We start from the raw sequence: 22,804 nt of genomic DNA, 5'->3' as shown, positions 1-22,804 counted from the left end.
CGGTCAATCGGCTGGTGGCGGTTCGCCCGCACTCCGCTGCAAACGTTGAGGCGCCCGATCCGGACATCATCATGAGGTGCTCGCGACCTCGGAAAGGACCATGACCCCAACTACGACATCAACCCAACCCGACGAAGCCGCCAACGACGTCGATTGCCAAGCCCTCTAGGCAATCGTCTCGCCATCCGCGATCGCTCCGTCTCCGCAACCTGACCAGCTCCGACGGAGCAATCGCTACCGGCGTGTCACTGGAGAGAGGAAGAGCTTGACAACAAACCGCAATTAAAGGGCCGATTGACCCTCTCCGGACCTGTCGCAGCGCATGAGCACGTGAAAGGAAAGCATGTCCTCCACAAGGCATGAAAATACGGGATCGGCAGCGCGAACCCGCCGCGGCCGCCCGCCTAGCCAATGCGAGGACGCAACCGGCCACCGAGCCTCGTTGGGGTAAACCCGCTGATCGTTCGCGATGGCGCGACACGTCGGAATAGTGATTCCTTCGCTTAGTCTGACCCCGGCGTTGGAAACGTCGCCCGGAGTGCCGGGCGCCCCCCAACAGTCCACCTTGTCACAAACCGCAGCGCGACTTCCTGCCCGTTCAGTCGAACCAGTTCGCAACGCCGGAATGCCAGCCCCGTCGTGGACAGCAATAGGAAACACCGACGCGATTGCAGGACATCCGTCGGTCCACTTATTCGCAGTCTCGCGCCAGTTTCAGAAACATCGATGAATACGCAATCGCGCCACCATGTTCCATCAGCCCCCAAGAGAGTGGCTCTGTGCTGATGTTCAAATTGAACACGCCTCGCCTTCCGCTTATCGCACTTCATAGGCTCACGCTGTTCAATAACAGCTTCAATAGTCATTTAAAGAATTAGACCGAGATACTTCGGCTCAGAGCGAGGGCTTCTACAGAGACACAGTCCGTCAGCAGCGGGTAACCAGCTTGAGACAGCGCCGAGAAGATCGGCTTTTAGCTGAATGCAGAGAGATCGAGTTGAGCAGAGTGATCCTCACTGCGGTGAAGGCAAATTACATAACCGCCTCGAACTTGAGAGCGCTAATTGCTGCCAAGTACGCTGCCTGAACCGAGATTGTCCTCCAAATTGACCGCATAATTACTGCTGTTTCCGCGCAAGAGCGCAATTTGTCAGCGGATTTGCCGAACCGCCCGCCGTTTTGCGGCGGCAACAAAGGATTTCGCGTCTGAGACAGAGAGCGAGAGACCGCCGCCGCGACCGACGGGGCAGCCGCTCGACGGATGGGTCCTGACGGCTCCGCCTGCTAGAGTGGCCTCGCAAGGCTGCTTCACACTCACGATGGGGGCCACGCGTGCGGCCGATTAGAAGCCTTTGACCGAAAGTGAACTCTCGTTTCTTTGTGAACTGCTTCACAGGTTCGTCACCGTCGGCCTGTTCGCCTTACTTCAGTGGGAGCTCTCAAGGGCGCGGTTGAACAACCGCCGCCACGGCCCTTGGTTTCGTCAGGTGGCGCCGGCTTGAGTGACTACATCGCAGTCGGCGAGACCGCTAATCCGGCTAGGCATGCGGAAGCAGCGGAGCTTCGACGTCATGAAAAAGGCCAGTGTGAGTTGCCGATGATGGAAACTGAGCAGTCGGCTCGAACGCAAGCTTGTCAAAACAACATCCAACGATACCGCCGGTAATTGCGAACCCGCCTGACCGAATTTGAGCGCTCGTTTATCGAGAAGCGTTTGAGAAGAGCTGTCGCAGCTAGCGAGACTGGCCAGCGCCGATTCTACTGAGCTCGAAACACGCCGCTCGGCCTGCTCGGATATTTCGTAGGCAAGTTTTCATTGCTGGTTCAATGCAGGTCAGCTGGTACTCATTTTTGCAAGCGCCGCGCCGATGAATCGATTGGTGAGTTCTTCTGGCCTTTTCCAGAGCGGTTGTTTGAATTTTTGCTGGCTTTTCGTGAACGTGGGCTCCAGAATCTTGGGGGAAGGCTCTGCGTGAATGCAGAACGCAGCAGAGCCCGCGTACGTGAGCGAACAGCCACGTTGTAACATCCGGCATCCAAATTCAAGTAACCATTTACGGTGTAGGTCAAGGTCTATGCCGTGGGAAAGGCGGAATCAAAGAAATGGGTTAGCGGCCAAGCGGTTGTGAAAGCCTCGTCAGCCCCCCAACAAAAACCGCGCGCTGCTCGCTGCGATTGGCTTTCGGACGACGCTGAGCTCGCACCACCGAAGCGCAGTCCAAGTCGTTGCGGAAACTGCGGGCCGCTCCATTGTGCCCCAAAGCAGCGTGTAAAGCGCACGTTGCGGACCGACAGGAGCTGCTACGCGGCCTTGCTTTGGCCACCCTCGACCACGGTAAACCGGGCGCGCCGATCCGCCGGTGACGCCGGTTGCTCGCTCTGCCCGCCAACTTCCTCTACGTCTGACAGTGATGGATCTACTCGGACGGAGTCCGGCGCGGTCGCTTCCCCCGTCGATTCGATACCACGCACCGTGGCTCTGGCGCTCTCTTCCATCATCTCAAGCGCAATCGCACCCTTCGCGGTCAACCGCCAGCCGAACGAATATCGCTGCACGAAACCGAGCGAGAAGATGTCCAGCGAAGGAAACGCGGCACCAAGGCGCTTGCTATACTCCGCCCAATCCGAGCCGCAGGTCGCGAGAAATGCGAGGTCGCGCTTAATGTCCGGAAGCCTAGCCAACCCATTCGGGCAGCTGGCAAGCACCTTCATTATGGACGCTTGGAAGTTCACAACCGCAACCCACACCAAAATAACAAGGCCATTCTGTCAGCGATGCACTGCCCAAAGCAACCACTTCCAAGTCGCTGTGCGGTTGATCCGGCTGTTTTTTTTGCTATCGGGTCTGGATTTGCCCTGAATTCCCCGCGCCCGAAGGTCGAAGAGCGGTTTCTTCCATTCTCGTGAGCACCCGTCCCAAGGATAACGATTCCTCAGGTTCAACAGGCCGACCGCTGGTCAAGCATCGCATCGTGCCCAATGGCGATCGCACTCCGAATGGTGGACTATCGATCCCGTTTTCGATTTGTTGATCAGGCGTTCAGCCGGATCGGCGCACGCTTTTCAGTGAATGTCGCGGCTCCGTTTACGGCGTCCTCGATAAGATCCGGGTTCGCAGCAGCTCATCATTTGATGACCGGCGTTGCTCGCGCGCCGCCTCCGCAGCTGTCCTTGAATCCCTCCGCAGGCCGCGTCCGCCCCAAGCTCGGCGTCTTGGAGAGTTGGGTGGGCTCGAACCACCGGCCTCCTATTCAAGAGAGAGAGAGGGCGCTCCAATTCCTCTCTGGCGATCCAAACTAAGTTCCTAATGAGCTCTTTGTTGGCCGCCAAATGCTCCAGCTCTTGCCGTCACTTGTCGAATGTTCTCAGGCGCATCGCCGCTGCACTGTTTACCAAAGCATCATCAATATAGCGCCTGAGTGCCGCAGCCGCGTTCAGCATATGGGCGCGCATCCGCCGCGCTGCCGTATCGCCGTCACCCTCCGCAATCACCTGCATGATGGCCTCATGCTCGTCTCGGGAACGGCGAATGCCGATGTCGCAGTTCGTAAACTGATGGACTGTGACCTTCGCCACAGGGTTCTCCCGCTGCCTGATCCTCGGGTTTTAGTCCACGATGAGTTCGCCATGCATGACCATCACGATCGGGCCATCCTGGCTACTACGCGTAGATCATGCGTGATCTAAATGATGCTCATAAGAGAACGGTCGAGCTGGCTCGCTTTCGAAATCGAAAGCTTAAGGGGAACCATTGGTCTGTGTGGCACTTTTGAATAAAACAAATGTCTCCACCGGATGGTCGCCTGTTACCAGTCAGGATTGAACGGTACGGCTTTGTTGGCCCGCGGCATTCGTCAGCGATCTAGGCTGAGCTGGCACATTTATTTTAACTGCGCGTGTAGCGAAACACTATCGAGTTCGCCTTCCCACCAGGACACAAACACCGCGGCAATACCGTTCCCGATTATGTTGGTAAGCGCACGCACCTCGCTCATGAACTTATCGATCGAGAATACGATCGCAATGCCAGGGACAAGTTCAGGACTGACCACAGTCAAGGTCGCGGCCAGGGTGACAAAGCCGGCACCGGTAACACCGCTTGCGCCTTTCGAGGTGAGCATCGCCACAATGAGTATCGTGAGCTGTTGGCCGAAATTGAGATCGACCCCGAGCGCTTGCGCGATGAACAAGGTCGCCAACGTCATGTAAATGTTCGTCCCATCCAAATTGAACGAGTATCCTGTCGGCACCACCAGGCCAACGACCGCCTTCGAACAGCCGAGCCGTTCCAGTTTTTCCATCAACTGCGGCAGCGCGCTTTCGGACGACGATGTTCCGAGCACGATCAGCAGCTCATCCTTGATATACCCGATGAACTTTAGAATAGAAAAGCCTACCAAGCGCGCGATCAGGCCAAGCACAATGATCACGAAGAGCCCGGCTGTCACATAAAACAGGGCAACCAATCCGAGGAGTTTACCGAGCGCGGACGGTCCGAATTCGCCGATAGTGTAGGCCATGGCGCCGAACGCCCCGATTGGCGCTGCCTTCATTACGATCCTGATGACTCCAAACACCGCTTGCGCAGCATCGTCAACCAGACCGCGCATCCGCTCACCCCCCTCCCCAAGCGCCATCAGCGAGAACCCGAATAGGATGGCAAACAGTAGCACCTGGAGCACGTCACCTCGGGCCAAGGCGCCAACTACACTATCCGGAATGATATTGAGGAGGAACTCGACCGTCTTCTGCGCTTCCGCCGTCTTGACGTAGTTGGCTACGGCCGCGGCATCCCCCTTGGGAGCGAGCCCATGACCGACCTGAGCGAGATTGCCCATCACAAGACCCAGGATGAGCGCGAAGGTTGATACGATCTCGAAGTAAAGTAGCGCTTTGACGCCGACTCGGCCGACCTTTCGTGCATCCTGAACATGCGAAATTCCGGAGACAACAGTGCAGAAGATGATCGGCGCGATCACCATCTTGATCAGCTTGATGAACCCATCACCAAGCGCTTTGACCCAGCTACTCGTCCCCACAGCGGGCCATAGCCAGCCAACGAGAATGCCAATCAGGATCGCTATGAGTACCTGGACGTAAAGCACTTTGTACCAGGGCCCAGATTTCCGGAACAGGGCGGCGGCTTTGGCAGAGCGGCGCTGGCGCTGATTGTACATCATGCTCGACCCGGCGCCGTGCTCGCAAAGAGGCTCATTGAAGGTACAGCTTCGCTCAGTGTTCCTTCACCGGAGGGCGCAGGGGAATCTGACGGCTCCGAACAGCACAGTCCAGAGCCACGGACTGGCGCCTCTCCCGAATCGGCTTGCCGTCCAAGCGGAACGAAGTCCTGAACCGCTTCCAACAGCAACGATAGAAACTTGAGAAAGCTTCCTTGAGAGCTAGAAAGCATCAGCGTCACCACCCATTTCTATCTTTTTAGTTGTTCGAAGATGCCATCCAGCATCTTCTAGGACGTCAATCTTAGCAGCCGCCAACCATCTTCACTTCAGCAGGCACTCTCGCCGCTATCGCGTCGGAGCGCGACCAAACTTGAGGAAGCATTCGCCATAAAGAACTTATGGTGGTGCGGCCTCGCCTGCGTTCACCGGCTCGCGGCTCCTGTCCTCACTTCATGTGAATGCCCGGACATTCCCAAGAGGCTTCGATTTCGATCGCAAAACCACGAGGCCGAAAAGACACGCCAAGCAGCATTGCTCACGCTGCCTCCCTTGGCGATCTCGGTTCCGGTTTTTCGAGAGCCGTGTTTTGCGGGGCTGAACAGCACTCCTCGTAAGAAAGCTTCTCACTCCTGTAGCTCGCCAACGCCTGGAGAGAGCACTGCACGACGTCCCGTTTCGCTAGATCCGAGGCAGGCGCTGCATCCGGCCATCTCAGCGCCACCTCGACCAATTCGATCGCGCGGTCCCTCTTACCGGTCTCGTAATAGTACTGAGCGACCGCCCCGTACGACAGGAACTTCGCGCCGTCGTTGCCGCGGGGCGGATTCGCCGCCAGGATGTGTTCGGAGAGCTCCTTGCCCATGGCAAAGCGCTCCGCATGTGGAAAATCGGAGTAGTCTTTCGCGGGGTCGAACAGTTGGCGGATCGCGACGCTCATCCAAACCACGGACTTCTTCTCGATCGCGTCGCGAACTAATTGGCGCAGCACCGGCAGGCCAGCCCCCAGGTCGCGTATCTTGTGAAGCAACAATTCCGCGTGAAGCCCACGGAAGGTGACCTCGTCCGGCATCGCGGCGAGGGCCTCCTCGATAGCTGAAAGGGCTGTCGGCCAATCCTTTGTCTTCATGGCGGGCTCAAGTCTGGCAAAGATTGGCTCCACCAGAGCTCTCTTCTGCGATAGTTCACGCTTTCTGCGTCGGCCCGTGTTTATCCTTTCCGCATCCAGCGCTTTGGCTTCGTCGCTCATTGCCCAGGATCCGTTCAGAACTTTGGGCAAGGCATGATCGAGCTGCGTCGGATGGCCAATAAAGGCGATGTGGCCGTCACGGTCAACGACGAATGACGTGGGAATCCCGACAGAAAAGCTTGGATCCAGCCAAAGCTTGTTCATTTCGCCGGCGTAGTCGAATGCGATCGCGTAGTTCAGATTTGACAAGCTTTTTGTCAACCAGGCGTCCAAGCTGGCTCGCGCTTCATTTTCCGTCGAAGCTTGTTCGTGAGCAGCGATGCCCACCACCTCAACTCCGTTGTTCCTGTATTTGTCTTGCAGGACCACCAGATTTGGCATCGAGGCGATACATGGTCCGCACCACGTCGCCCAAAATTCGAGGATATATACTTTCCCACGTTCGAACTTTCTAACGGGCTGGCCGCGTAGCCAGTTCTCCACTTTGATCGAGGGGGCCCGCGAACGGACGCTCAGCAGGTTCGCCGCACCGACTTGACTTGCGCTCTCAGTCAGACTGGTCATTGCTCAAATTCGCTTTACCTGGCTCTGCGGAGAAAATAGCAAGTCGCATGCCAGCCAGCGCTCATTGAAATTACGCATTTTTTGTATCATTCCTGTCGAGCTTGCGACGCATGTCGCATATCCGACCAGTTGCTTGGAGCTTCTCAGGCAATCGGTCGGTCGGAGGTTCTTGACGCGCCTGTTATCCGATGAGGCGGGAAGTCAGGCAGCGCAAGGGCGAGTTCACCACTCCACGTCCTGATCGGCTTCCAGGATGACCATTTCGGCGCTCGGGATCACGACGTGAACTGACCTGCTTTGGCCCGTCGACTTGCGCTTGAGTGCGATCTGACATTTCCAATGTAACTTTTTGAGCCAAGGGGGATTGAGGGATAGTTTCCTTCCTTTGCGGCCATTGCTCGAGAATTCACCCCGTCGCGTACTGGACGAGGAAAGCCCACCCGAAATGCAGAAGTTGAGCACCTGCTCATTCCGATCGATGGCCGCGTAAACAAAAGCAGCCATAGGCGGCCCGATCCAGGAAGCGCTCAAGAGCCGCCTGGGCGACGACGCTCTCGCGCATTCCCGGGCGGTCAGCAAAATGCTGTTCTGAAACTTGAACCGCTATCTTTCTGGTCCGCGGAGCTTCGCTTGGGCTCAGCTGCGCGTCCACCTCAGCGTCATTCCGACTTGAGCTCGGTTTTTTGCGGCGCCCGGCGCCAATCTGCATACTCCAGCTTGCTTCTCTCTGCGAAAGCATGATGGAGCTGCTGCCGTCGATCGCGCTGCGCTTTCTCAACCACTTTGCATTCGAAACGTTTCCGACGATCACGGGCAACACACTGCAGCCCGTCGATAAAGGCTGGGTCTTCGAACAGCCTTGGTACCAATGCGTGGAAAAACCCTGCACATAGGAGAACTATAGTGGACAGGCTAAAGCGCATAACTGAACTCGTCGCTGAAAAAACATCGATAGATAACGAGCTTAAAACGCTGAAGGAGCAGATCACTCAGGAGACTGCGGCACTCAAGAAACCCCGCGCGACGCGCAAGAAGAAAGGGAGCGAGCTCCAACTGGTGAACCAATGAGTAAGGTCGACCTTGAAGGATCGGACAAAAGAGGACTGCCATGAGCGACCTTCTCTGGTGTCCCGAATGCCGTCACTCTCGCATTAGCGAAGAACACTCCTGGCTCTTCGTTCAGCGCTGCGAAAGATGCGGAACCGAGTTGGAGGACGATGCGCCGCCTCTCGAATCGATTTCAGAGAAGTCGATTTCGGCTACAATGTCGAAGAAGAAGAGGACGACGGAGAAGCCGAGCGGGACGAAGCTGAGGGCGACGAAGCCGACCCGCAGTAAGAGGAGGAGCCGCGCGAATGCGGCTCTATTTTTGGTGTCACTTGAGTTACGCCACGGATTTAGCGTCTAAGAATATGCAGCATGTCCAGGCGATCACCGGTCATGCTCATTCGTACCGGCGCGGCCCTGTTTCGGCGGCCTCGTTCGAAGCCACGCAACGTCGGGCCCATTCGATTTGTGCGTCGGTAGCGCGCTGATTACGAGCGTACATCTCGGCCACCGGTGCCGAATATTTCGGGACGTAGTATCTGACCTCGCTGCATGATACCGCGATGTGGGTCTGTAGTGACGCGAAGCGAAGGCTTCGGAGCCCAGGGGCAGCAGCAACGTAACAATGGCCCCCGCGCGTACAACCATTCCCCCGCCGCCTGTCTGCTTCCCACGGAGAGCAGGTCTGAGTCGCGCACACGACGCAAATTAAGAATCGCGCACTGGTCAAAGCGCCGGGAAACTGTTGCTCCAACGCTTCGGTGTTGCAGATAATGGCTGCAGATGCAGGTGTTTTGAAGCGGCCTGGACGCGGCTTCGTATCAATGTCGACGCGGGGGACGCGCGATCGTTGCATTGAACGGTAGCTATCACCGCCGAAGAACTCTCCTTCTCCGCGCGGCCTTCGGGATACGCCGACCAAACCTTCTCGCGTTAGCGGCTTGCAGGCGACGCCTAAGCGTCTGCAGTTGCCCGAATAGTGCGATGAGCTCCTCGACCCGTTCACGCAGAATAGCCGAATAGTTGTAAACCTGACCTCGATTACTCATTACTGCCTCGAACAATGACTATTGAAACAATATGCAGGCCGCAACGGGAAGAGTATGCAATCGGAGGTAGGACCATACAAGCTCCAAAAGACGGTAGCGTGAACTTGGAAGGCCCCAGACACCAGAGGGGTTGTCGCTGCGCGTTCCTTTCGCTTTGTGTTTCGGGTCAGCTCCGTTCGAAGGTTCAGTCGATTGACAAGGCTGCGGGGGCGATGCTGCAATACAAGAACGGGCACACGCGCCGGCACCGGTGTGGCGGTTACTTCCCTGCTGATGGGTCTGGTGCTCGCTCAAGAGGCGTGCGAGGCTTGCCCATCCCCGTGGTCCCGGAGGGAGCCTCGCCACCAGCTGTGGTGCTCCCAACCCGCTCAAACGTCGTGACGAATGCCGCGAACGCCGCGACTATCACGGCAATCGCGAACAACAGGATCACAGGGTCGGGATTCCGCTCAGTACTCATGAGCAACTCCACTCAGGCGGGCCGGCAGCTGAGCAGCGCCCCAAATAAGCCGCGCATCGCGGCGTATCAGCTTTCGGTCGAGAGCTTCGGGCCCAGCGCTCTCCAAATTATCACGTGCGCTTACAAACGGCGCAGTTTATTGCAGATTCAAAATATTTGTTGGTCAAACCGGGGCGTTGGTTCAGATGGGTTAGCGCCCCGAACAAGCGGGTGCTCCCGCGAAGCATCATGCCATGTTGGCTGAGTGTCCTGAGCGCCGTCGGGTTGAGGAGCATGGGCAGGTTTGCTGTCGTAACCCGCCAGCGCTGACGGCGCTGCTTCGACGGTTATTGAAGGATTACGTCAAGCTGCGAAATCCGCGCGCGACAATGCCGCATCAAGTGGCATTCGAAACTGATGTGAAGCCTGAAGCGAAAGCAGTTCCGTTTCGATGCTCTGACGGAACCCAATTGGATGCCCTCAAAGGGCAAATTTAGTTATGTCCGATAATCATGATGACTCCACCGCAGTAATAAAAAATAGGATTGGGGAAAACAGAAGCAGGGAGTTTTGCGATGGAAGCTATGCGCCGCTTTCGCGCGATGGCGTTGCTATGCCGACAAGCCGCCGCGCGTGATCCCGAGAGAAGCTGGAAGCTGCTCGCAGAGGCAGAGTACTGGGAGCATCTGGCGGCTACAGCTCTAGCCCACTAAACGCACGAATTAGCGATTGCTCAAATGTCCTGTTTTATCGTGGCTCCTTAATCCAAATTATATTCCGGGGCAGGTAATGACCAATATTCGCGAGGGCTACAGCTGTGCTGTTCTGCACGCACGCCTCCAAACGCTCATCGCCGAGCTTAGAGAGGTGGAGAAGCTTCGAAATAGGCTTCGAATCGTAGGGGCGAGAACAATCGGCAGAAGACGGCGGGCTGGAGCGGGCAGCAGAGCAAGAGCCGTTTGGAGACCATGTTAGATGAACCTGAGCATTGATCCGCATCAGCCTACGGCGTAAAGAATGAGAAATAGCCGGGCACGGGGAGGCCAATCTCTTCCCAAAATCCTGGCCACCTGTTCGCCTCGCCGGTGCAGCGGCAACCGGAGTTTTGTGCACTCCATCCAGTCATAGATAGCCACGAGACGAGCTTGCCATTTGTACGCCGTCTTGGGCTGCAGCGTCACGGCTGTTGCCCCTACAAGTCGAGAGCAATCGTTTGGAAGACATCCTGCTACGGGAGACAGGATATTGGGTTGATACGTAAACTGTTCGTGCCCTTCTCTGATTTCGAATTCGACGATCCCCCTCGGCGGGCAAATATTGGGCGAAGGATCTGGATCGCCGCCTACTCGCAGAACTACTCGATTGGTCTTTGCGGTGCCCGCCCAAGGAATCTGTGTCCCATCATGGCTCATTTGCTCCACAGACACATTTTTCGGCTCGTGCCTTAAGAGGGTAATCCCGAAAAAACATCTTTGCCGTTCAAGCAATTTGGGCGCGTCCGCCGACCGGCGAGGTCGCTCGGCGAGAACCGGCCAGCAGCCAAGTGCGACTAGCGAGAGTAAGATTGCTATGGAAAACGGCTTAACGACAGCACGCCCTCGAAGCATTTTTTGATCCTTCTCGACAAATTGGATCGACAACAACTGAAGCTAGGAAAATCCACGGCCCAAAAGCCACACCTATCCTATAACGATGATCGTGCGACAACCAATGGGTGTTTCTATTGCAGAGCAGCATCTGTTGCAGCGCTTTGAGGTTTCATCAATGTCAGCCGCTGGGGGCCGTGGCGTCAACGCGCTCTGTGAACGCTGACAGCAAACGACCACTATGAGTGCGGCCATCATTGCTGTGACGCTGCCAGGGCAGCGGACAACGGCGGTCGCGTTGTCTTATTGTGCGAAAATTAGATGTGTCCGGGTCCAACCAGCCTCGCCCGAGGAAATATAACAATCGGTAGAAATTTGGAGAGGGGGCGCGACGAGATGTCTACGCTAGGATGTGCTTATGAGCGACGAACCGAAGTTTGACCTGCTGCCCAGACCGCCTTCGTTCGCCGACGAAAAGGTAATCATTGTACAGGCGACTACAGGGCGATACTGTTCGAGTGGTACAAGATCGTGGGCAGTTTGAACGTGGTCGTTGCCCACATACAACGCGAATCGCCCGCCTTCAGACCGATCCCTGACAAACAATTCAGTGTACTGGTGGGCCTGCTGAATCGGTGTGCTCGTCTTGCCGGTCGTCAGCACAATCGCGTCCTCGCCAACATGAGACCAGGACAAACGCAGCAAGTCGCCTAGGCGCAAGCCAGTATGCCCGGCCAGATCAACGGCGTGGGCGATTTCGGCAGAGCAGGCCTTCCTGATCCGCGCGACGTCAGAGTCGGTCCAGATGATCTCCGAACGATCGTTGTTGTAGAGGTGCTAATGCCTTCACAGGGATTGCCTGCGATCTTGCCGAGCTCGATGGCGTGCGCACCCGCGGGCTTCTAGCGCTGCGGCGCCAGCATTCAGGCGGCGTCTGAGTGCTGGCTTACGCATCTGCTCACGCATTTCAGCAAACCATCTGAATGGTCGCATTTTGCACCAGAAGTTCTTGGCCGATAGCTTCGTGCGCAAGCCTGTGATCCCCGACAGTCCAGCCGCCGCCGGCAGGCACCAAATTGAACAGCGTGCCTGAGATTAGATTGAAGGATCTTGCGTCGGCGAAGGTCTTGGAGGTGATCTTTCGGCGATGAGGGAATCGGTCGGTCGACCTCAGCATCTTGACGGCTTCCCCACCACATCTTCGAATACTAGCGAGATCATACCCGTTCCCTCAATCCGCGGTCGCCTGAACCGCACCCGCGGGCGGGTGTTTCCCGGTGGTAACGGTGATCTTGCCGCCGCGATCAACTTCAACACGCTGGATTCCAGGCAGCGATTAGAACGTCCACGGTCTTCCGAATGTCAGCGGGCTTCACGCTGTGCGGTCCAATAGACATGCGAGACTCCGTGTGTTGCTGATTTGGCGTTAGCCGGGTTTAGGCCCGCAAAGCCACATTCTCAGCCTTTCATTCCGTTGTCCCCAGCTCGCCCACAGGTTCACTCGGAAACAGCCCTGTCGGGAATAGCTGCCACAGTTTGGGCGGACTAGACGGTCGAAAGCCCGCCGGCGCGAACCGGGCATCGATTCATCCAAGCCGGTGGGCGTCAGACGGCAGAGCCGGCTGAGTGGTCACGAAGGCAATCTTGCGCGCTGACGATGACGTTCAAAAGGTCGTTCCTGTCAAAAGCATTGTCCGGCCGTCCGCTGCCGAATACTTTCCGCTGGAGACGTCCTCGACGTAGGTCAGCATCGCGAGCAGTCCGGGCAACGTTGTCGGAACGCTTGTGGCGAGTTCGTGCCGGACTTCAGCCTCTCGGTCGCCGAACGTCTCTTCCTTCACCGTATCCGGATCAAGGGTGCCTGGTACCACATCGCGAATTGCAGCCGAGTAGTCTGCACTCGCTTTCTTATGAGACTCGATTTCTGCGAAGGTCGGGTCGGCCTTGACGCAGCTGGCGCCCAAAGCGCCTCCACGCGGGGATACTTTCGCCAGCCTACAAATCATTTCAGCGAGATCGCCGTCGTGCGCCCAATCGAGAGATTGACCATGCGATCTGAAGAATTCCAGCACGCGAGTGAATTCAAGCGTGTCCTCGTCTTCTTCCTTGAAACCGGGCCCCTCCACATGCCGACGGAAATAGTTCAAAGCGCGCGCTGCCCCGTCCTCGTCCATTTGCCAGCCTTCGCAAATATAACGGGTCCGCAGCACGTCGACGATTTGCTCAACCCGGGCCAAAATGCCCTGGTGGTCGACGACAGGCTCATGGGGAGCCAAGTTCATGGCGACGGCTGGCGCGCCCGCCGCTGCCGCAGACGAGACGAACATGTTCATAAGGAGCCTCCGACTCAAAGTTGGTGATCCAGTCCCGATCAACGAATCCGCGGACCCGGCACCCGGTTCGATGCGCTCGCGGGCGGGCAGGGATGCGTCTGGATAGCTGGTCGGAATCAGCGGAGGGGATGACAATCTGGCGGCGCCTGGGGCGCTGTACGGTCGTTTGCTGATCGAAGAGCGATTCTTAATATGGATACATCCAATAAGTCGTATTCGAATCGTCGGGCATCGATCGCAGGGTCGGCGTCCGCTGCGGGGGTTTAAGATGCGTCGAAGACGAGATGATCCGGCCTATGTCATCGAGAACCGCGCGGCTGGTTGAGTACGTACTGTGATTTAGAGCAAACATTTCGCTTCCCACAGCAGAAACATCGACCGTTTCGATACCGGGCACGAGAGTTGGCCCGCTCTTGGTTACGAACCCCATTCGCGACGTGGATTGCGCTTTCTCCATGGAGGCGAGCAACGCGAGATCCGTCGAGGACGCGTATAGCGTCACCGCGCCCGCCGCTGCCTTGATTTGGCTCGCGCGCTGAAGATAAATGTCGCGATCGACGTCCGGGGCCGCAAAAATCAATTCAGTAATCCCGAGCGCCGTCTGGCTCAGCGCGGCTTGCTGCAAGGCGCCCAAAACCACCTCGCTGCCCAGACTATGCGCAATCACGATAATCCGTGACACTTTGCCCGCCGTTTTAATGAGCTGGAGGAGATCGAACAAGCCATCCGGAGCGTACAAAGCACTCTCCCGATCGTAGTCATAGTCCTTCACTCCGCCCTTGGACGGCCAGGAGTACATCATGACACGGCCTTTGTAGTTCGCGTCGAAAGCAATTTGAGCCGCCTTGAAGGCTGCGTCCGAAAAGGCAACGTTGTAGCCGTGCACAAAGAGCATCAGGCTGTCGGCCGGATTTGCGATAGCGGAAGCAAACTCCTCACGAGAAAGACGATCGAGCTTCTGGATTCGGAAGTGCTTTCCATCGGCCTCCGCCTCCTTGCGCATCCCGAACCAGCTTGTCTTCGGCGTTTCGACTTCTCCCATCTTGTGAACGATGGGAATGCTAACCGTCACGCAGCCAAATGTGTTGGTGGCCGCACGACTATAGGAGATCTGGGTCAATTCCAGACCGGACCCACCGGTCACCACGCGATTGGTGGCGAAGTAGACGGGTACCAACCCCTTAATCACAGATCTATTGACCACCACCGCGGCTCCGGTGCTGCGTTTGTCGGGAGGCGCCTCCTCGCTCGCCTCACCGGTTGTCCGTCGCCACGGCCGATAGGCATGATAGTGCCGGACATGGTGGTAGTACCCGGGGCCATAGCGATAGCCGTATTTCTTGAACGCGCTCTCATGTTTCTGGGGCGCCTTCTGTATATGCCGGTTGGCCTGCTGCGAGGCCGGACCCTGGTGGGCGCAACCGGTCGCGAGCGCGCAAAACAAGGCAATGAGCACTGTTCGAAGCTGCTGGAACGCGTGGCCGAGCCGATGCAACCGGTTCGAACCTCGAATTGGCAAGACGAGCATGACCATCGATCAGCTACCTACTTTGCAAGGGTTTGGGAAACGTTGACCGTAGCGCCCAGCCATCCGCGATACCTGTCGACAGCAGGTCCGCTGGTAAGCTTGTAGGTGAAGCGAACCTCCGCCCCGCCGCCGTTGATCGCGCAACCGATATTGCTGGCACCATTGGCGGTCTCAACGTGCCACGTGCACCCTGTGATGCGGTAGCCGGGCTCAGCAGGGAAAGTCTCGGCGTAGTCCGCCGAATGCTCCGCAAATACGACCGGGTGATCGTCCTTGGTTTTGTCCACCGTATACGCCCGCTCGATCAGCTTCGGGTCGACGAGCTGCGACACCGGGACGTTCACGATGAGGCGGCGGTCTTCGGGCAGAAGCGTATGGATCGCTCCGGAGAGGATTTCGGGGATCTTCACGCCGGCATTGGCTTGCGTCTGCACATGGGTGGAATTCAGTTTGGTCCAGTTCTCAAACGAGATCGTTGTCTCGACCCACTTGGTCCAGCAAACAGACGGCTGCGGAATGGCCGCGATCATGCTGTACAGGGGGCTTGCAGTAATCACGGTGGCGGGAATGATGAAGTTGACGCCAAAAACATCCGCCTCGTTCCACTTGACGATGCCGCCAACTGCGATCCCCAGCAGGGCGCCGAACTCGTTGAATGCGGGGCCGCCGCTATTGCCGACGTTCATGACCGTGTTCGTTTGCCAGCGACCGTTCGGGCTAGTCTGGTTGCTTATCAGACCGCTCGATATGCTCAGATCCAGATCGAGCGGATAACCGAGCAGATAAAGCTGAGTCCCCATCGGGGCTTGCTGGTTGTCATCGATCACGGGCATCGGACAACGAGAGGCGCCTCCGCTGTTTCCGGCGGACTGCGACAGCTCGAGAAGAGCCAAGTCTCTGGCATCGTCGCGATGAACCGCAGTGACTTTGATCGGGTTCGCATTGCGCGACCCGAGACGGGCATTGACTTCGAAGCTCTTATAGTTCTCCTCGCGTCCGATCACATGGCTGTTGGTCAGCACGAGGCTGTCGCCGATGAGCAGCCCGGAGCCGCCGCCGACTTCCTGCTTGTCGTTGTACATCACGCCAACGAACTGGACGTGAACCGTCCTGACGTTGTAACGCGCAGCAATTTGCACTGCCGCACGATCCGCCTGCGCGGGAGCGCCCATGAATACCAAAGGGCCGAGTGTCAGGAGGGATAGAATGTCCTGACAGCGGCGATATCGAGAGGGCTGAGCTGTCCGTTTCCGTTCCATGCTGGATTACAATAGTTCATTATGGAATTGGGGTCGTACTTGGTGACTTTATAATCGCCGACCGAGCCAGAAGCTTTCTCGTTGCGGCACTGCTCCGGCGCATCGTCGCGGTTCTGTTCATGGGTGAAACCAAGAGCATGTCCGAACTCGTGGACTGCAACCGCACGAATGCAGAACTCGCGTCTATTTCGACAGCCCTTGCTCCAATGATCGAAACTGAAATTGAGAGTCATGCCCGATGGCTTGCGGTCGAGATACTTGCCGACGACGTCGGTGTGGGCACCCTCATCAGAGACTCGCACGTGCACACCCGGCGCGCCGTCGGTACAGGACGGCCAGGTCTTCGAAAACCGCACGCCACCTTGCGCCGCAGTCTCCCACGTTTCCGCAACCGCTTTTCGAACAAGATCGGCATACTTTTGATCCTTCGGCTGCAGGTTTTCCCAGCAGACCGGTATCTCTTTGATGTCCCATTTCGAGCCGCGAATGACCGTGCCGTACAATTCCATTTCGGAGACTCCCGAAGGAAGCGCAGGTTGAGCGTTCGCCCCCCAGCAGAACAAGAGGACGAGCAACAGAACGAGTCTGGGCGGCCACAGGCGAAACATTTTCCTACTGCGTCGGTGTAGGGGTCGGCGGGAACACAGGCACTGGCGCCACAATGAAACCATTTGTCCGAGGCCCAGCGCCCGTACGGCGCCCGGTGGACCCGGCTGCTCCCGGGAATTCCTGCGACTTTTCTCCTCCCGGCGAGGGTGCCGTGTAAATTGGATTGTCCTTTGATCCAAGCGGCGGCGTTTTGTCCGCATAGCCGGCGGACCCGGATTTGGCTCCGTTAGCAAGGACGGCATTCGGACCGTTGATGTAGATTCCGAGATTACTGAATTGCTGAGCGGAGGCCGACGCCTGGACTGCAGCAGGCGTCCAGCGCGACGAGGTGAGAGAGTATTTTGCCTCGACGCCGCCAGTAACCTGGACTGAAAACGTGTACGTCATTTGCGCCGGCTCCGCGCTCTCCGAAGGCATGGCCGGCGTGAGATTGTTGGCGGCTATGAGGATCGCGTTGTCCCGTAACCAAGCTGCGAGCGGCTTGGATGCATCGACAATGATGCGCTTGTAGGCGGCGCGGTCCGGATACTTATGCTCGGCGAGGCCCTCGAGTTCGATCAGGTCCGCAGGCGCTCCTCGATAGCAGCCACGCTCATACCTTGCTGGATCCGCCGGCGCCGGCGCCGTATCGGACGCTAGCTGGGCGTTCTGCTTCATCAGAAATGACCAGATCAGGTCATAGGTATCCTGGGCTGAAGCAGTGGGGCCCACATGGGTCACGTCATTACTGCTCACGCTCAGAATCCTTTTGTAGTCGAATGCTGTACCGGATCCGAGCCCGCCGGTATCGGTCACCTTCAACTCCAGAAAGAATGTGCCGTACAGGAAGGGGTCGATGTCGAAATGAGCGTACCTATCGAACGCCTCTTCAGGCCGCCTCTTGTAGATCTTCAGGTATTCCTTTCGCCTCTCGCGTTCGAGCTGGTAGAAAGTCACGACCTCACACCTGATCGACTTGAGAAAGTACGGCAGCTCACCCACCGTGATCACACCTGTCTGCGGGTCATGAATATGATACAGGCTGGTGCACCCGCCCACGGCAAGGCAGATGCCAATGCCAGCCGCGGCTCGGCTGAATATCCCCATATGAACGCCCCCGTCCGCGTGCCTGAGCACCCGCGGATCTCCCGTGCACATTGAAAAACAGTCCGCATGGGTTCGTCAATAGCATCGTGACAACAATGCAGCTTTTCGTTGTCCCCACTCGGTTTTGCGCAGATTTTCACTGCGGTCGTACACTTCTGCGAAAGCGAGTCACTTGTGGCGGCTCGGCACCGGCCGACAAGTGTGAGCAACTGGTCGGGCCGATTGCAAAATCGTCGGCGCACGCCTATCGATGGAATATATTGGTGGTGGTGATTGGGACGAAAATTTTGCCTGGGCGCGTGGACAGCCGAGCCGAAACGTCAGTTTTTGATGCCTGGAAGAAGGAGGCGCGGGAGCTTGCCGCGCGGCAGGAGCTAGTCACGAAGGCCAGTCGGGATGATCTCAGGAAAGCTCTGATCGAGCTCGATACGCTGTTTCGGAATGCTCCGGGAAGCGTGCACAAGGCCTACCGAAATCTTACAGAAAAGCGAATCGAGGACGCACGAGAGAGCTTCACCGGCGCAATAGGAGATGGGCATCTCTCTTGGTCGCTGTCCGATGAGACGCCTGAACTCGCGGCCGTAAGAATGGGCGGCCTGATACGGGAACTCGATCGTGCGCTTGCTGATCGGCGGTCTCATTGGCCGATCGCGCCGAGTGAGTGGCACGTCGAGCAGCTTAGATGTTGGTTCATTCCGCGGCAGGGCGTGAGCGCATTGCGTCCGGCTCGAAGGCTGCAGGCCTACTCAAAACGAGGCCTGCTCTTTCATCGGATCTTGCCCTCAGTGATACAGGGCTATCCTGTCCAGGTCGTGGATACTCGCACATTGCATAGTACCGCACCGGATGTGAGCGAATGGAAGATGGGCGCTTGCCTGTTCAAGCCACTAGAGCTCGAGCCAGAGTTCTGTTCAACAGAGGGCGATAAGCGCTTCATCATCTCGGGCATTGAGGTGCCGTTAGCTGAGGACACGATTTCTCAGCAGATCAGTCAGGCTCTGAAGGAGAACTGCATCGCGATTGTGTGGCCCGAGTTAACCGTCTCGCCGGAATTGCGCGAGAAGATCCTCAAGCTCGTTCGAGATCGCGACATTACGGACGAGCTGGAAGCTCCCGAAATTCTGATTCCAGGGACCTGGCACGAGACAACCGACCGTGGGATCGTCAACCGAGCCCGGATCTACAACGGCTATGGAGAGGAGCGCCTGATCTACGACAAGATCGCCCCGTACGCGGACGATGGTTGGGGAACGGAAAACATCGCTGCGGGTGACCGCGTATGTGTCCTGGCAACCGAAGGCGCTTTGATTGGGATCGCCATTTGCCTGGATTTCTGTGACGTCTGCGAGACACCCTTCAGCGAACTCGATGTGGACGTGATGCTTGTCCCCTCGATGGGAAACGACCGCACGATGCACGGCCACCAGATCACTGCGGCTCAGGTTGAGGTGCGGTTCGGCACCCGTAGCTTCGTGGTGCAGCATCCGACCCAAACAGCGCTCAAAGATCACAGAATAGGTAGCGTCCTACCGCTTCTGAAGGAACCCAGCGCGGTTTCTCTCGAGGAACTCGGTCAAAAAAGCGTTTGGGCTGCCTACAAATGGGGCCCTTGACACCTAGATTCGGGGACTAAAATCAGAGTAAATCGTTGTAAAACGTTCTTAATGGTTGTGGTGTAGGGCTAGCCCATGTCGGACGTAGCATTGGAAAAGATAGAGACGGGCGAAGCGACGGCGAGCGAGGCACGGCGTGTCATTTCGGACCTCCTCAAAGAGGGCTCCGAAAGAAGCTTGGAGCGCCTCTATGCAACACTCGGGGCGTGGGTTTGGAACGCCCTTGAAAGCCGTCGGCGTGACCCTGAGCTGCGGGAATGGTTCGATATCTTGCGTCGGATGAGCGCAACACTCGGACCAAGGAATGCTGCCTATGCGGAGCGCTTCAGAGCATTCTACGACCTTCTGCAGATGTCGATCAATACCTCGAAGCTCGCGCGTCCGGACGAGGTCATGCATCGTCAGCACGTCGTCGCAATACTTGCGTTACTCCGCGACACACCGTCGGGCCAGATGGAAAAGGCAGCGATCGCAAAGAGGTTGTCTCTGAGAGATGCAAATCTCAGCCGTATCCTCCGCCTCATGACGAATGCGCGTTTCGTGGAGCGAACAACACAGGGCAAATTCGCTCATTTCGCGCTGACGCGTGACGGCTTGCTTGCGCTAGAAAAGCGCGAAGCGAAGGAGCGTGGCGGGTCAACCCATCTCGTTCGAGACAAATTTCCGGTAGCCGCCCACCCGCTCCACCTAGCAGCAGATGCAGACACGGTTGTTCGCACCTTTATTGATTTGGCAATGCAGGGCTCATCGCACGCCACAGCTGGGACGCTGAACGCGAGCGCTGTCGGCGTCCGGCGAGCGATGGAGGACTATCTGCTCCATTTCCATGGGCCGGCACCCGCCGCGCCCGGATATATGAAGGCGAGGACGAAAAGCTCCTATCAAGCTCTTACCGTCGCTGTCGTACAGGCAAAAAAGGCCGAAGCGCACGGCTCCTACACGATAGAACCCATGACGAGTGCCAAAGCCGTCTCATTCCCCGTGGGGATCCTGCATCTGCAGGGAGAGGACACCGAACATGTCGAATGAAGATCTTAGTGCTTCGAAGCCGGGTGAGGTGCAAAGCGATCCCGACGCTGTCATGTTGTATGGAAGCGCCCTGGTCGACCGGCTTACATATATCTCGGCGACATTCAGCTCGCTGGTCATGAGTATGGGCAGAGCTGCGCGTGACAATCGCGATGTCCTAGTCCCGCTCGTCGAGGTGAGGTTCGAGGGGCCGACCGGCCAGGACGACACTGTATCCAACACCTTTTTTTCGGGGCTAGTGCCGCTCGAAAATATAGCTTTCGTTCTCGAGGATATGTCTAGCGATCTCACGACTGTTTGCCATCACTTAAGCGCGGTGGGTGCCGGCCCGGTGAAACCTGACTTCAAGCGACTGGGCGAGACGAAGAGGCTTTTAAGCGAAGCCAAGGATAACCTCGAAAAGTGTCTGGCCTATTTGGAAAGAATCGGCTGACGCTCGCGAAAGCGAGGGCTCGAGGTGGTCGGCTGCCAGCCAGGCACCAGGCAAAACCACCTACTTCTTCGAATGGCAACGAGAGTGGTGGCACGTCGGCGACCTAGACTTTATACAAGAGGACGCCGCTTTCCTGATCATACCTGAGGAGTCTCATGGTGCGGCTCGGATCTTCTTTGATGACGCCGAGAGGGAATATATCGGACCCAACTACAAGTGCCCGTTCATCGATCCGTATTGGGATCTTCAAAAATTGAAAACTACACTCAAGGCGCCATAGCAAACTATAAGGAGAACACTTCTTCAACGTCCAAGAGCCTGTAAATCCCCGTTCGCCCTTGGGGAACCAAGTCGATCGTGTTGTTCAACTTGGCGCGAAGCCTTGGCACGAAGACGTCCAGTCGAACGTGCTTATCACCTTTCTCTCTACGCAGCACCTCGATGTTGAAGACTTCGCTATCGATAGCATGACCCTGCACCGCACAGAGATGGCGCAGGAAAATGTGTTCGGTTATCGAAAGCCGCTTGGAGATCCCCAAACGATCGGTAATCTGACGATCACCAATCGTGAACATCCAATTCCCGATCCGAAACCTCCGGCCGGAATGCGATTGCTTGGAACGCCTCTCGGTATGCGTTCTTCGCCAGACCGACATTGCCCGGGGTGCGATTGCCATGAAGCCGTAGGATTTTTCGACGTAATCATCTGCTCCATACTCGATGAGAGGTGGCGCCTCCTCGTCAATCGGCAGATTAGAACATACGATGATGCCAGCATTCGTATTGTTGATTACAGCTTTCACGAAAGCTTTGCCCGTTTCCTTGTCGGTCGGCTTTCCCCAGTATTCCGAGATATCAAGGTCAAGGAAATACAAGTCGATATCATCTTTCTCGAGATATTGGCGAGCGCTTGCTACGTCGTTGACCCACTCTATCTTGCAATCAAGCTGCCCAATTTTCGTCAGGGGATTTTTTAACGCCGTTCCAATGCGATCTGCATCAGCCTTATCGTCATCGACGATTAGGATGCGGGGGGCACGCATCACATCGGCCGGACCGGAAGGACTCTTGTCTGCGAGATCGGTAGGCTTTTTGGTCGAAGCCATCACTCGGTCAGCCGCCCCTGCATCAGCATCGACAACAGAAAGCACGGCATGATCGCGATCTCCGGCTTGTGCCCAGCGTGAAGCAAAACCGTGGAGAGCGTGATTACCGTCAAGAAGGCGATCAACATCTTCCAAGATGGCTCGTCCGCAGTCATAGCGACCTCCACAATTAGGGCACATGGCCCCCATACCCTACATAACGCACAATTTCCTACCTGAGATTGGTAAACGAAACACTAAGCTGCCAGGGCATCGAGGACATGACCAAGCGGCAAGCGTGCGGCTATCGAAGTCGGTTGAGGACGTCGTTGTACGCGACACCGAGCGAGAAGCGCATCAAGGTCGGCAGGACGCTCGGAGTCGAAGCGAAATTGCGCGTGCCACTCGAGTTTTGTCCGATGAACACCGCAATGGGGTTGTCGGTGAACTGCCCCCCGTGAAAGACGATGAGCGAACCGCGCCCGAGCCAACCGTGAAACTGCCCATCGCGATATCGTAGATATAGGTGAAGTCGCCCGTGCCCTACTAGCGCCGCCGACTTGCCAGCGGTTTAGAAAAAGTCAAAAGCCAGTAGGGCGGAACATTCGTACGCAAGGCCAGCGCGGCCCCACTCCTGTTCTGGACCATCATCGAGAAGACGCCTCGCAAGTCCGGCCGTAGCGCTGGCGCCCGGATATTTAGTCGTCCGTTAAGAAGCCGAATTGAGCGGGAGCGGACAGGCAAGCGTATGCGATAGCTGGATCAGGAAGAGGCACAA

General features: G+C 57.1%; 17 protein-coding genes and 2 pseudogenes. 5 read left to right on the top strand and 14 right to left on the bottom strand.

The window, feature by feature from the left end; genetic code table 11:
• Positions 1-503: 503 nt before the first annotated feature.
• The 6 genes and pseudogenes from AC0L3B_RS36300 to AC0L3B_RS36275 form a co-directional block, all read right to left on the bottom strand.
• Positions 504-830 carry a PilZ domain-containing protein gene (locus AC0L3B_RS36300; RefSeq protein WP_204514057.1) on the bottom strand — a complete coding sequence of 109 codons (327 nt, stop codon included), beginning with the start codon at positions 828-830 and terminating at the stop codon, positions 504-506.
• Between the two features lie 1,471 nt (positions 831-2,301).
• A complete protein-coding gene (locus tag AC0L3B_RS36295) occupies positions 2,302-2,712 on the bottom strand; it encodes a hypothetical protein (RefSeq protein ID WP_204513376.1) in 411 nt (136 codons plus the stop codon).
• A 636-nt stretch (positions 2,713-3,348) separates the two neighbouring features.
• Positions 3,349-3,531: pseudogene (locus tag AC0L3B_RS36290) on the bottom strand (FCD domain-containing protein); the annotation flags it as partial.
• A 350-nt stretch (positions 3,532-3,881) separates the two neighbouring features.
• Entirely contained in the window at positions 3,882-5,177 is a 1,296-nt protein-coding gene (gene dctA / locus AC0L3B_RS36285) for a C4-dicarboxylate transporter DctA (protein WP_204514056.1), read from the bottom strand.
• Positions 5,178-5,715: 538 nt separating this feature from the next.
• Complete coding sequence (locus AC0L3B_RS36280) at positions 5,716-6,930, bottom strand: TlpA disulfide reductase family protein (protein ID WP_473382250.1); 1,215 nt, start codon at positions 6,928-6,930, stop codon at positions 5,716-5,718.
• Positions 6,931-7,152: 222 nt separating this feature from the next.
• The gene (locus AC0L3B_RS36275) at positions 7,153-7,434 is read right to left on the bottom strand and encodes a hypothetical protein (protein ID WP_204513372.1); all 282 of its coding nucleotides are present in this window, start codon (positions 7,432-7,434) and stop codon (positions 7,153-7,155) included.
• Between the two features lie 233 nt (positions 7,435-7,667).
• Between AC0L3B_RS36275 and AC0L3B_RS36270 the strand changes: the two genes are divergently transcribed.
• The gene (locus AC0L3B_RS36270; protein ID WP_204513371.1) at positions 7,668-7,823 is read left to right on the top strand and encodes a hypothetical protein; all 156 of its coding nucleotides are present in this window, start codon (positions 7,668-7,670) and stop codon (positions 7,821-7,823) included.
• Between the two features lie 10 nt (positions 7,824-7,833).
• On the top strand, positions 7,834-7,998 hold the full coding sequence (locus tag AC0L3B_RS36265) for a hypothetical protein (protein WP_204513370.1): 165 nt from the start codon (positions 7,834-7,836) through the stop codon (positions 7,996-7,998).
• 3,695 nt (positions 7,999-11,693) lie between these two features.
• Here the strand turns inward: AC0L3B_RS36265 and AC0L3B_RS36260 are convergent.
• The 7 genes and pseudogenes from AC0L3B_RS36260 to AC0L3B_RS36230 all read right to left on the bottom strand — a co-directional run.
• Positions 11,694-11,926, bottom strand: a pseudogene (locus tag AC0L3B_RS36260) (tyrosine-type recombinase/integrase); the annotation flags it as partial.
• A 92-nt stretch (positions 11,927-12,018) separates the two neighbouring features.
• Entirely contained in the window at positions 12,019-12,228 is a 210-nt protein-coding gene (locus tag AC0L3B_RS36255; RefSeq protein ID WP_473382249.1) for a hypothetical protein, read from the bottom strand.
• Positions 12,229-12,715: 487 nt separating this feature from the next.
• Positions 12,716-13,384 carry a hypothetical protein gene (locus tag AC0L3B_RS36250; RefSeq protein WP_231189431.1) on the bottom strand — a complete coding sequence of 223 codons (669 nt, stop codon included), beginning with the start codon at positions 13,382-13,384 and terminating at the stop codon, positions 12,716-12,718.
• Between the two features lie 187 nt (positions 13,385-13,571).
• Complete coding sequence (locus AC0L3B_RS36245; protein ID WP_231189434.1) at positions 13,572-14,918, bottom strand: alpha/beta hydrolase; 1,347 nt, start codon at positions 14,916-14,918, stop codon at positions 13,572-13,574.
• 11 nt (positions 14,919-14,929) lie between these two features.
• Complete coding sequence (locus tag AC0L3B_RS36240; protein WP_231189437.1) at positions 14,930-16,084, bottom strand: S1 family peptidase; 1,155 nt, start codon at positions 16,082-16,084, stop codon at positions 14,930-14,932.
• Positions 16,085-16,104: 20 nt separating this feature from the next.
• Positions 16,105-16,680 (bottom strand): M12 family metallopeptidase, encoded by a 576-nt coding sequence (locus AC0L3B_RS36235; RefSeq protein WP_231189440.1) that lies wholly within the window; start codon positions 16,678-16,680, stop codon positions 16,105-16,107.
• Positions 16,681-16,783: 103 nt separating this feature from the next.
• The gene (locus AC0L3B_RS36230; protein ID WP_204513360.1) at positions 16,784-17,866 is read right to left on the bottom strand and encodes a hypothetical protein; all 1,083 of its coding nucleotides are present in this window, start codon (positions 17,864-17,866) and stop codon (positions 16,784-16,786) included.
• A gap of 263 nt (positions 17,867-18,129) precedes the next feature.
• Here AC0L3B_RS36230 and AC0L3B_RS36225 point away from each other — a divergent pair, with 263 nt between their 5' ends.
• The 3 genes from AC0L3B_RS36225 to AC0L3B_RS36215 all read left to right on the top strand — a co-directional run bounded on the left by AC0L3B_RS36225 (position 18,130) and on the right by AC0L3B_RS36215 (position 20,941).
• The gene (locus AC0L3B_RS36225; protein ID WP_473382248.1) at positions 18,130-19,479 is read left to right on the top strand and encodes a carbon-nitrogen hydrolase family protein; all 1,350 of its coding nucleotides are present in this window, start codon (positions 18,130-18,132) and stop codon (positions 19,477-19,479) included.
• 75 nt (positions 19,480-19,554) lie between these two features.
• Complete coding sequence (locus AC0L3B_RS36220; protein WP_204513358.1) at positions 19,555-20,508, top strand: helix-turn-helix domain-containing protein; 954 nt, start codon at positions 19,555-19,557, stop codon at positions 20,506-20,508.
• The gene (locus AC0L3B_RS36215; protein ID WP_231189445.1) at positions 20,498-20,941 is read left to right on the top strand and encodes a hypothetical protein; all 444 of its coding nucleotides are present in this window, start codon (positions 20,498-20,500) and stop codon (positions 20,939-20,941) included. The genes AC0L3B_RS36220 and AC0L3B_RS36215 overlap by 11 nt, the downstream gene beginning before the upstream one ends.
• A 284-nt stretch (positions 20,942-21,225) precedes the next feature.
• On the opposite strand, the gene AC0L3B_RS36210 is transcribed toward AC0L3B_RS36215, so the two are convergent.
• Positions 21,226-22,182, bottom strand: a complete 957-nt coding sequence (locus AC0L3B_RS36210) for a response regulator (RefSeq protein ID WP_204513356.1) — start codon at positions 22,180-22,182, stop codon at positions 21,226-21,228.
• Positions 22,183-22,804 lie beyond the last annotated feature (622 nt).

The sequence above is a fragment of the Bradyrhizobium sp. Kon56 genome, from assembly GCF_055807635.1.
The sequence above is the reverse complement of the archived record's forward strand: the minus strand, read 5'-3'. Positions and strand labels throughout refer to the sequence as shown.

What these genes read in the sequence shown, in the direction of transcription:
- AC0L3B_RS36300 (WP_204514057.1), bottom strand. Translation starts at nt 830, where the DNA reads ATGAAGTGCGATAAGCGGAAGGCGAGGCGTGTTCAATTTGAACATCAG.
- AC0L3B_RS36295 (WP_204513376.1), bottom strand. Translation starts at nt 2,712, where the DNA reads ATGAAGGTGCTTGCCAGCTGCCCGAATGGGTTGGCTAGGCTTCCGGAC.
- dctA (WP_204514056.1), bottom strand. Translation starts at nt 5,177, where the DNA reads ATGTACAATCAGCGCCAGCGCCGCTCTGCCAAAGCCGCCGCCCTGTTC.
- AC0L3B_RS36280 (WP_473382250.1), bottom strand. Translation starts at nt 6,930, where the DNA reads ATGACCAGTCTGACTGAGAGCGCAAGTCAAGTCGGTGCGGCGAACCTG.
- AC0L3B_RS36275 (WP_204513372.1), bottom strand. Translation starts at nt 7,434, where the DNA reads ATGGCTGCTTTTGTTTACGCGGCCATCGATCGGAATGAGCAGGTGCTC.
- AC0L3B_RS36270 (WP_204513371.1), top strand. Translation starts at nt 7,668, where the DNA reads ATGATGGAGCTGCTGCCGTCGATCGCGCTGCGCTTTCTCAACCACTTT.
- AC0L3B_RS36255 (WP_473382249.1), bottom strand. Translation starts at nt 12,228, where the DNA reads ATGCTGAGGTCGACCGACCGATTCCCTCATCGCCGAAAGATCACCTCC.
- AC0L3B_RS36250 (WP_231189431.1), bottom strand. Translation starts at nt 13,384, where the DNA reads ATGAACATGTTCGTCTCGTCTGCGGCAGCGGCGGGCGCGCCAGCCGTC.
- AC0L3B_RS36245 (WP_231189434.1), bottom strand. Translation starts at nt 14,918, where the DNA reads ATGGTCATGCTCGTCTTGCCAATTCGAGGTTCGAACCGGTTGCATCGG.
- AC0L3B_RS36240 (WP_231189437.1), bottom strand. Translation starts at nt 16,084, where the DNA reads ATGGGCGCTCCCGCGCAGGCGGATCGTGCGGCAGTGCAAATTGCTGCG.
- AC0L3B_RS36235 (WP_231189440.1), bottom strand. Translation starts at nt 16,680, where the DNA reads ATGGAATTGTACGGCACGGTCATTCGCGGCTCGAAATGGGACATCAAA.
- AC0L3B_RS36230 (WP_204513360.1), bottom strand. Translation starts at nt 17,866, where the DNA reads ATGGGGATATTCAGCCGAGCCGCGGCTGGCATTGGCATCTGCCTTGCC.
- AC0L3B_RS36220 (WP_204513358.1), top strand. Translation starts at nt 19,555, where the DNA reads ATGTCGGACGTAGCATTGGAAAAGATAGAGACGGGCGAAGCGACGGCG.
- AC0L3B_RS36215 (WP_231189445.1), top strand. Translation starts at nt 20,498, where the DNA reads ATGTCGAATGAAGATCTTAGTGCTTCGAAGCCGGGTGAGGTGCAAAGC.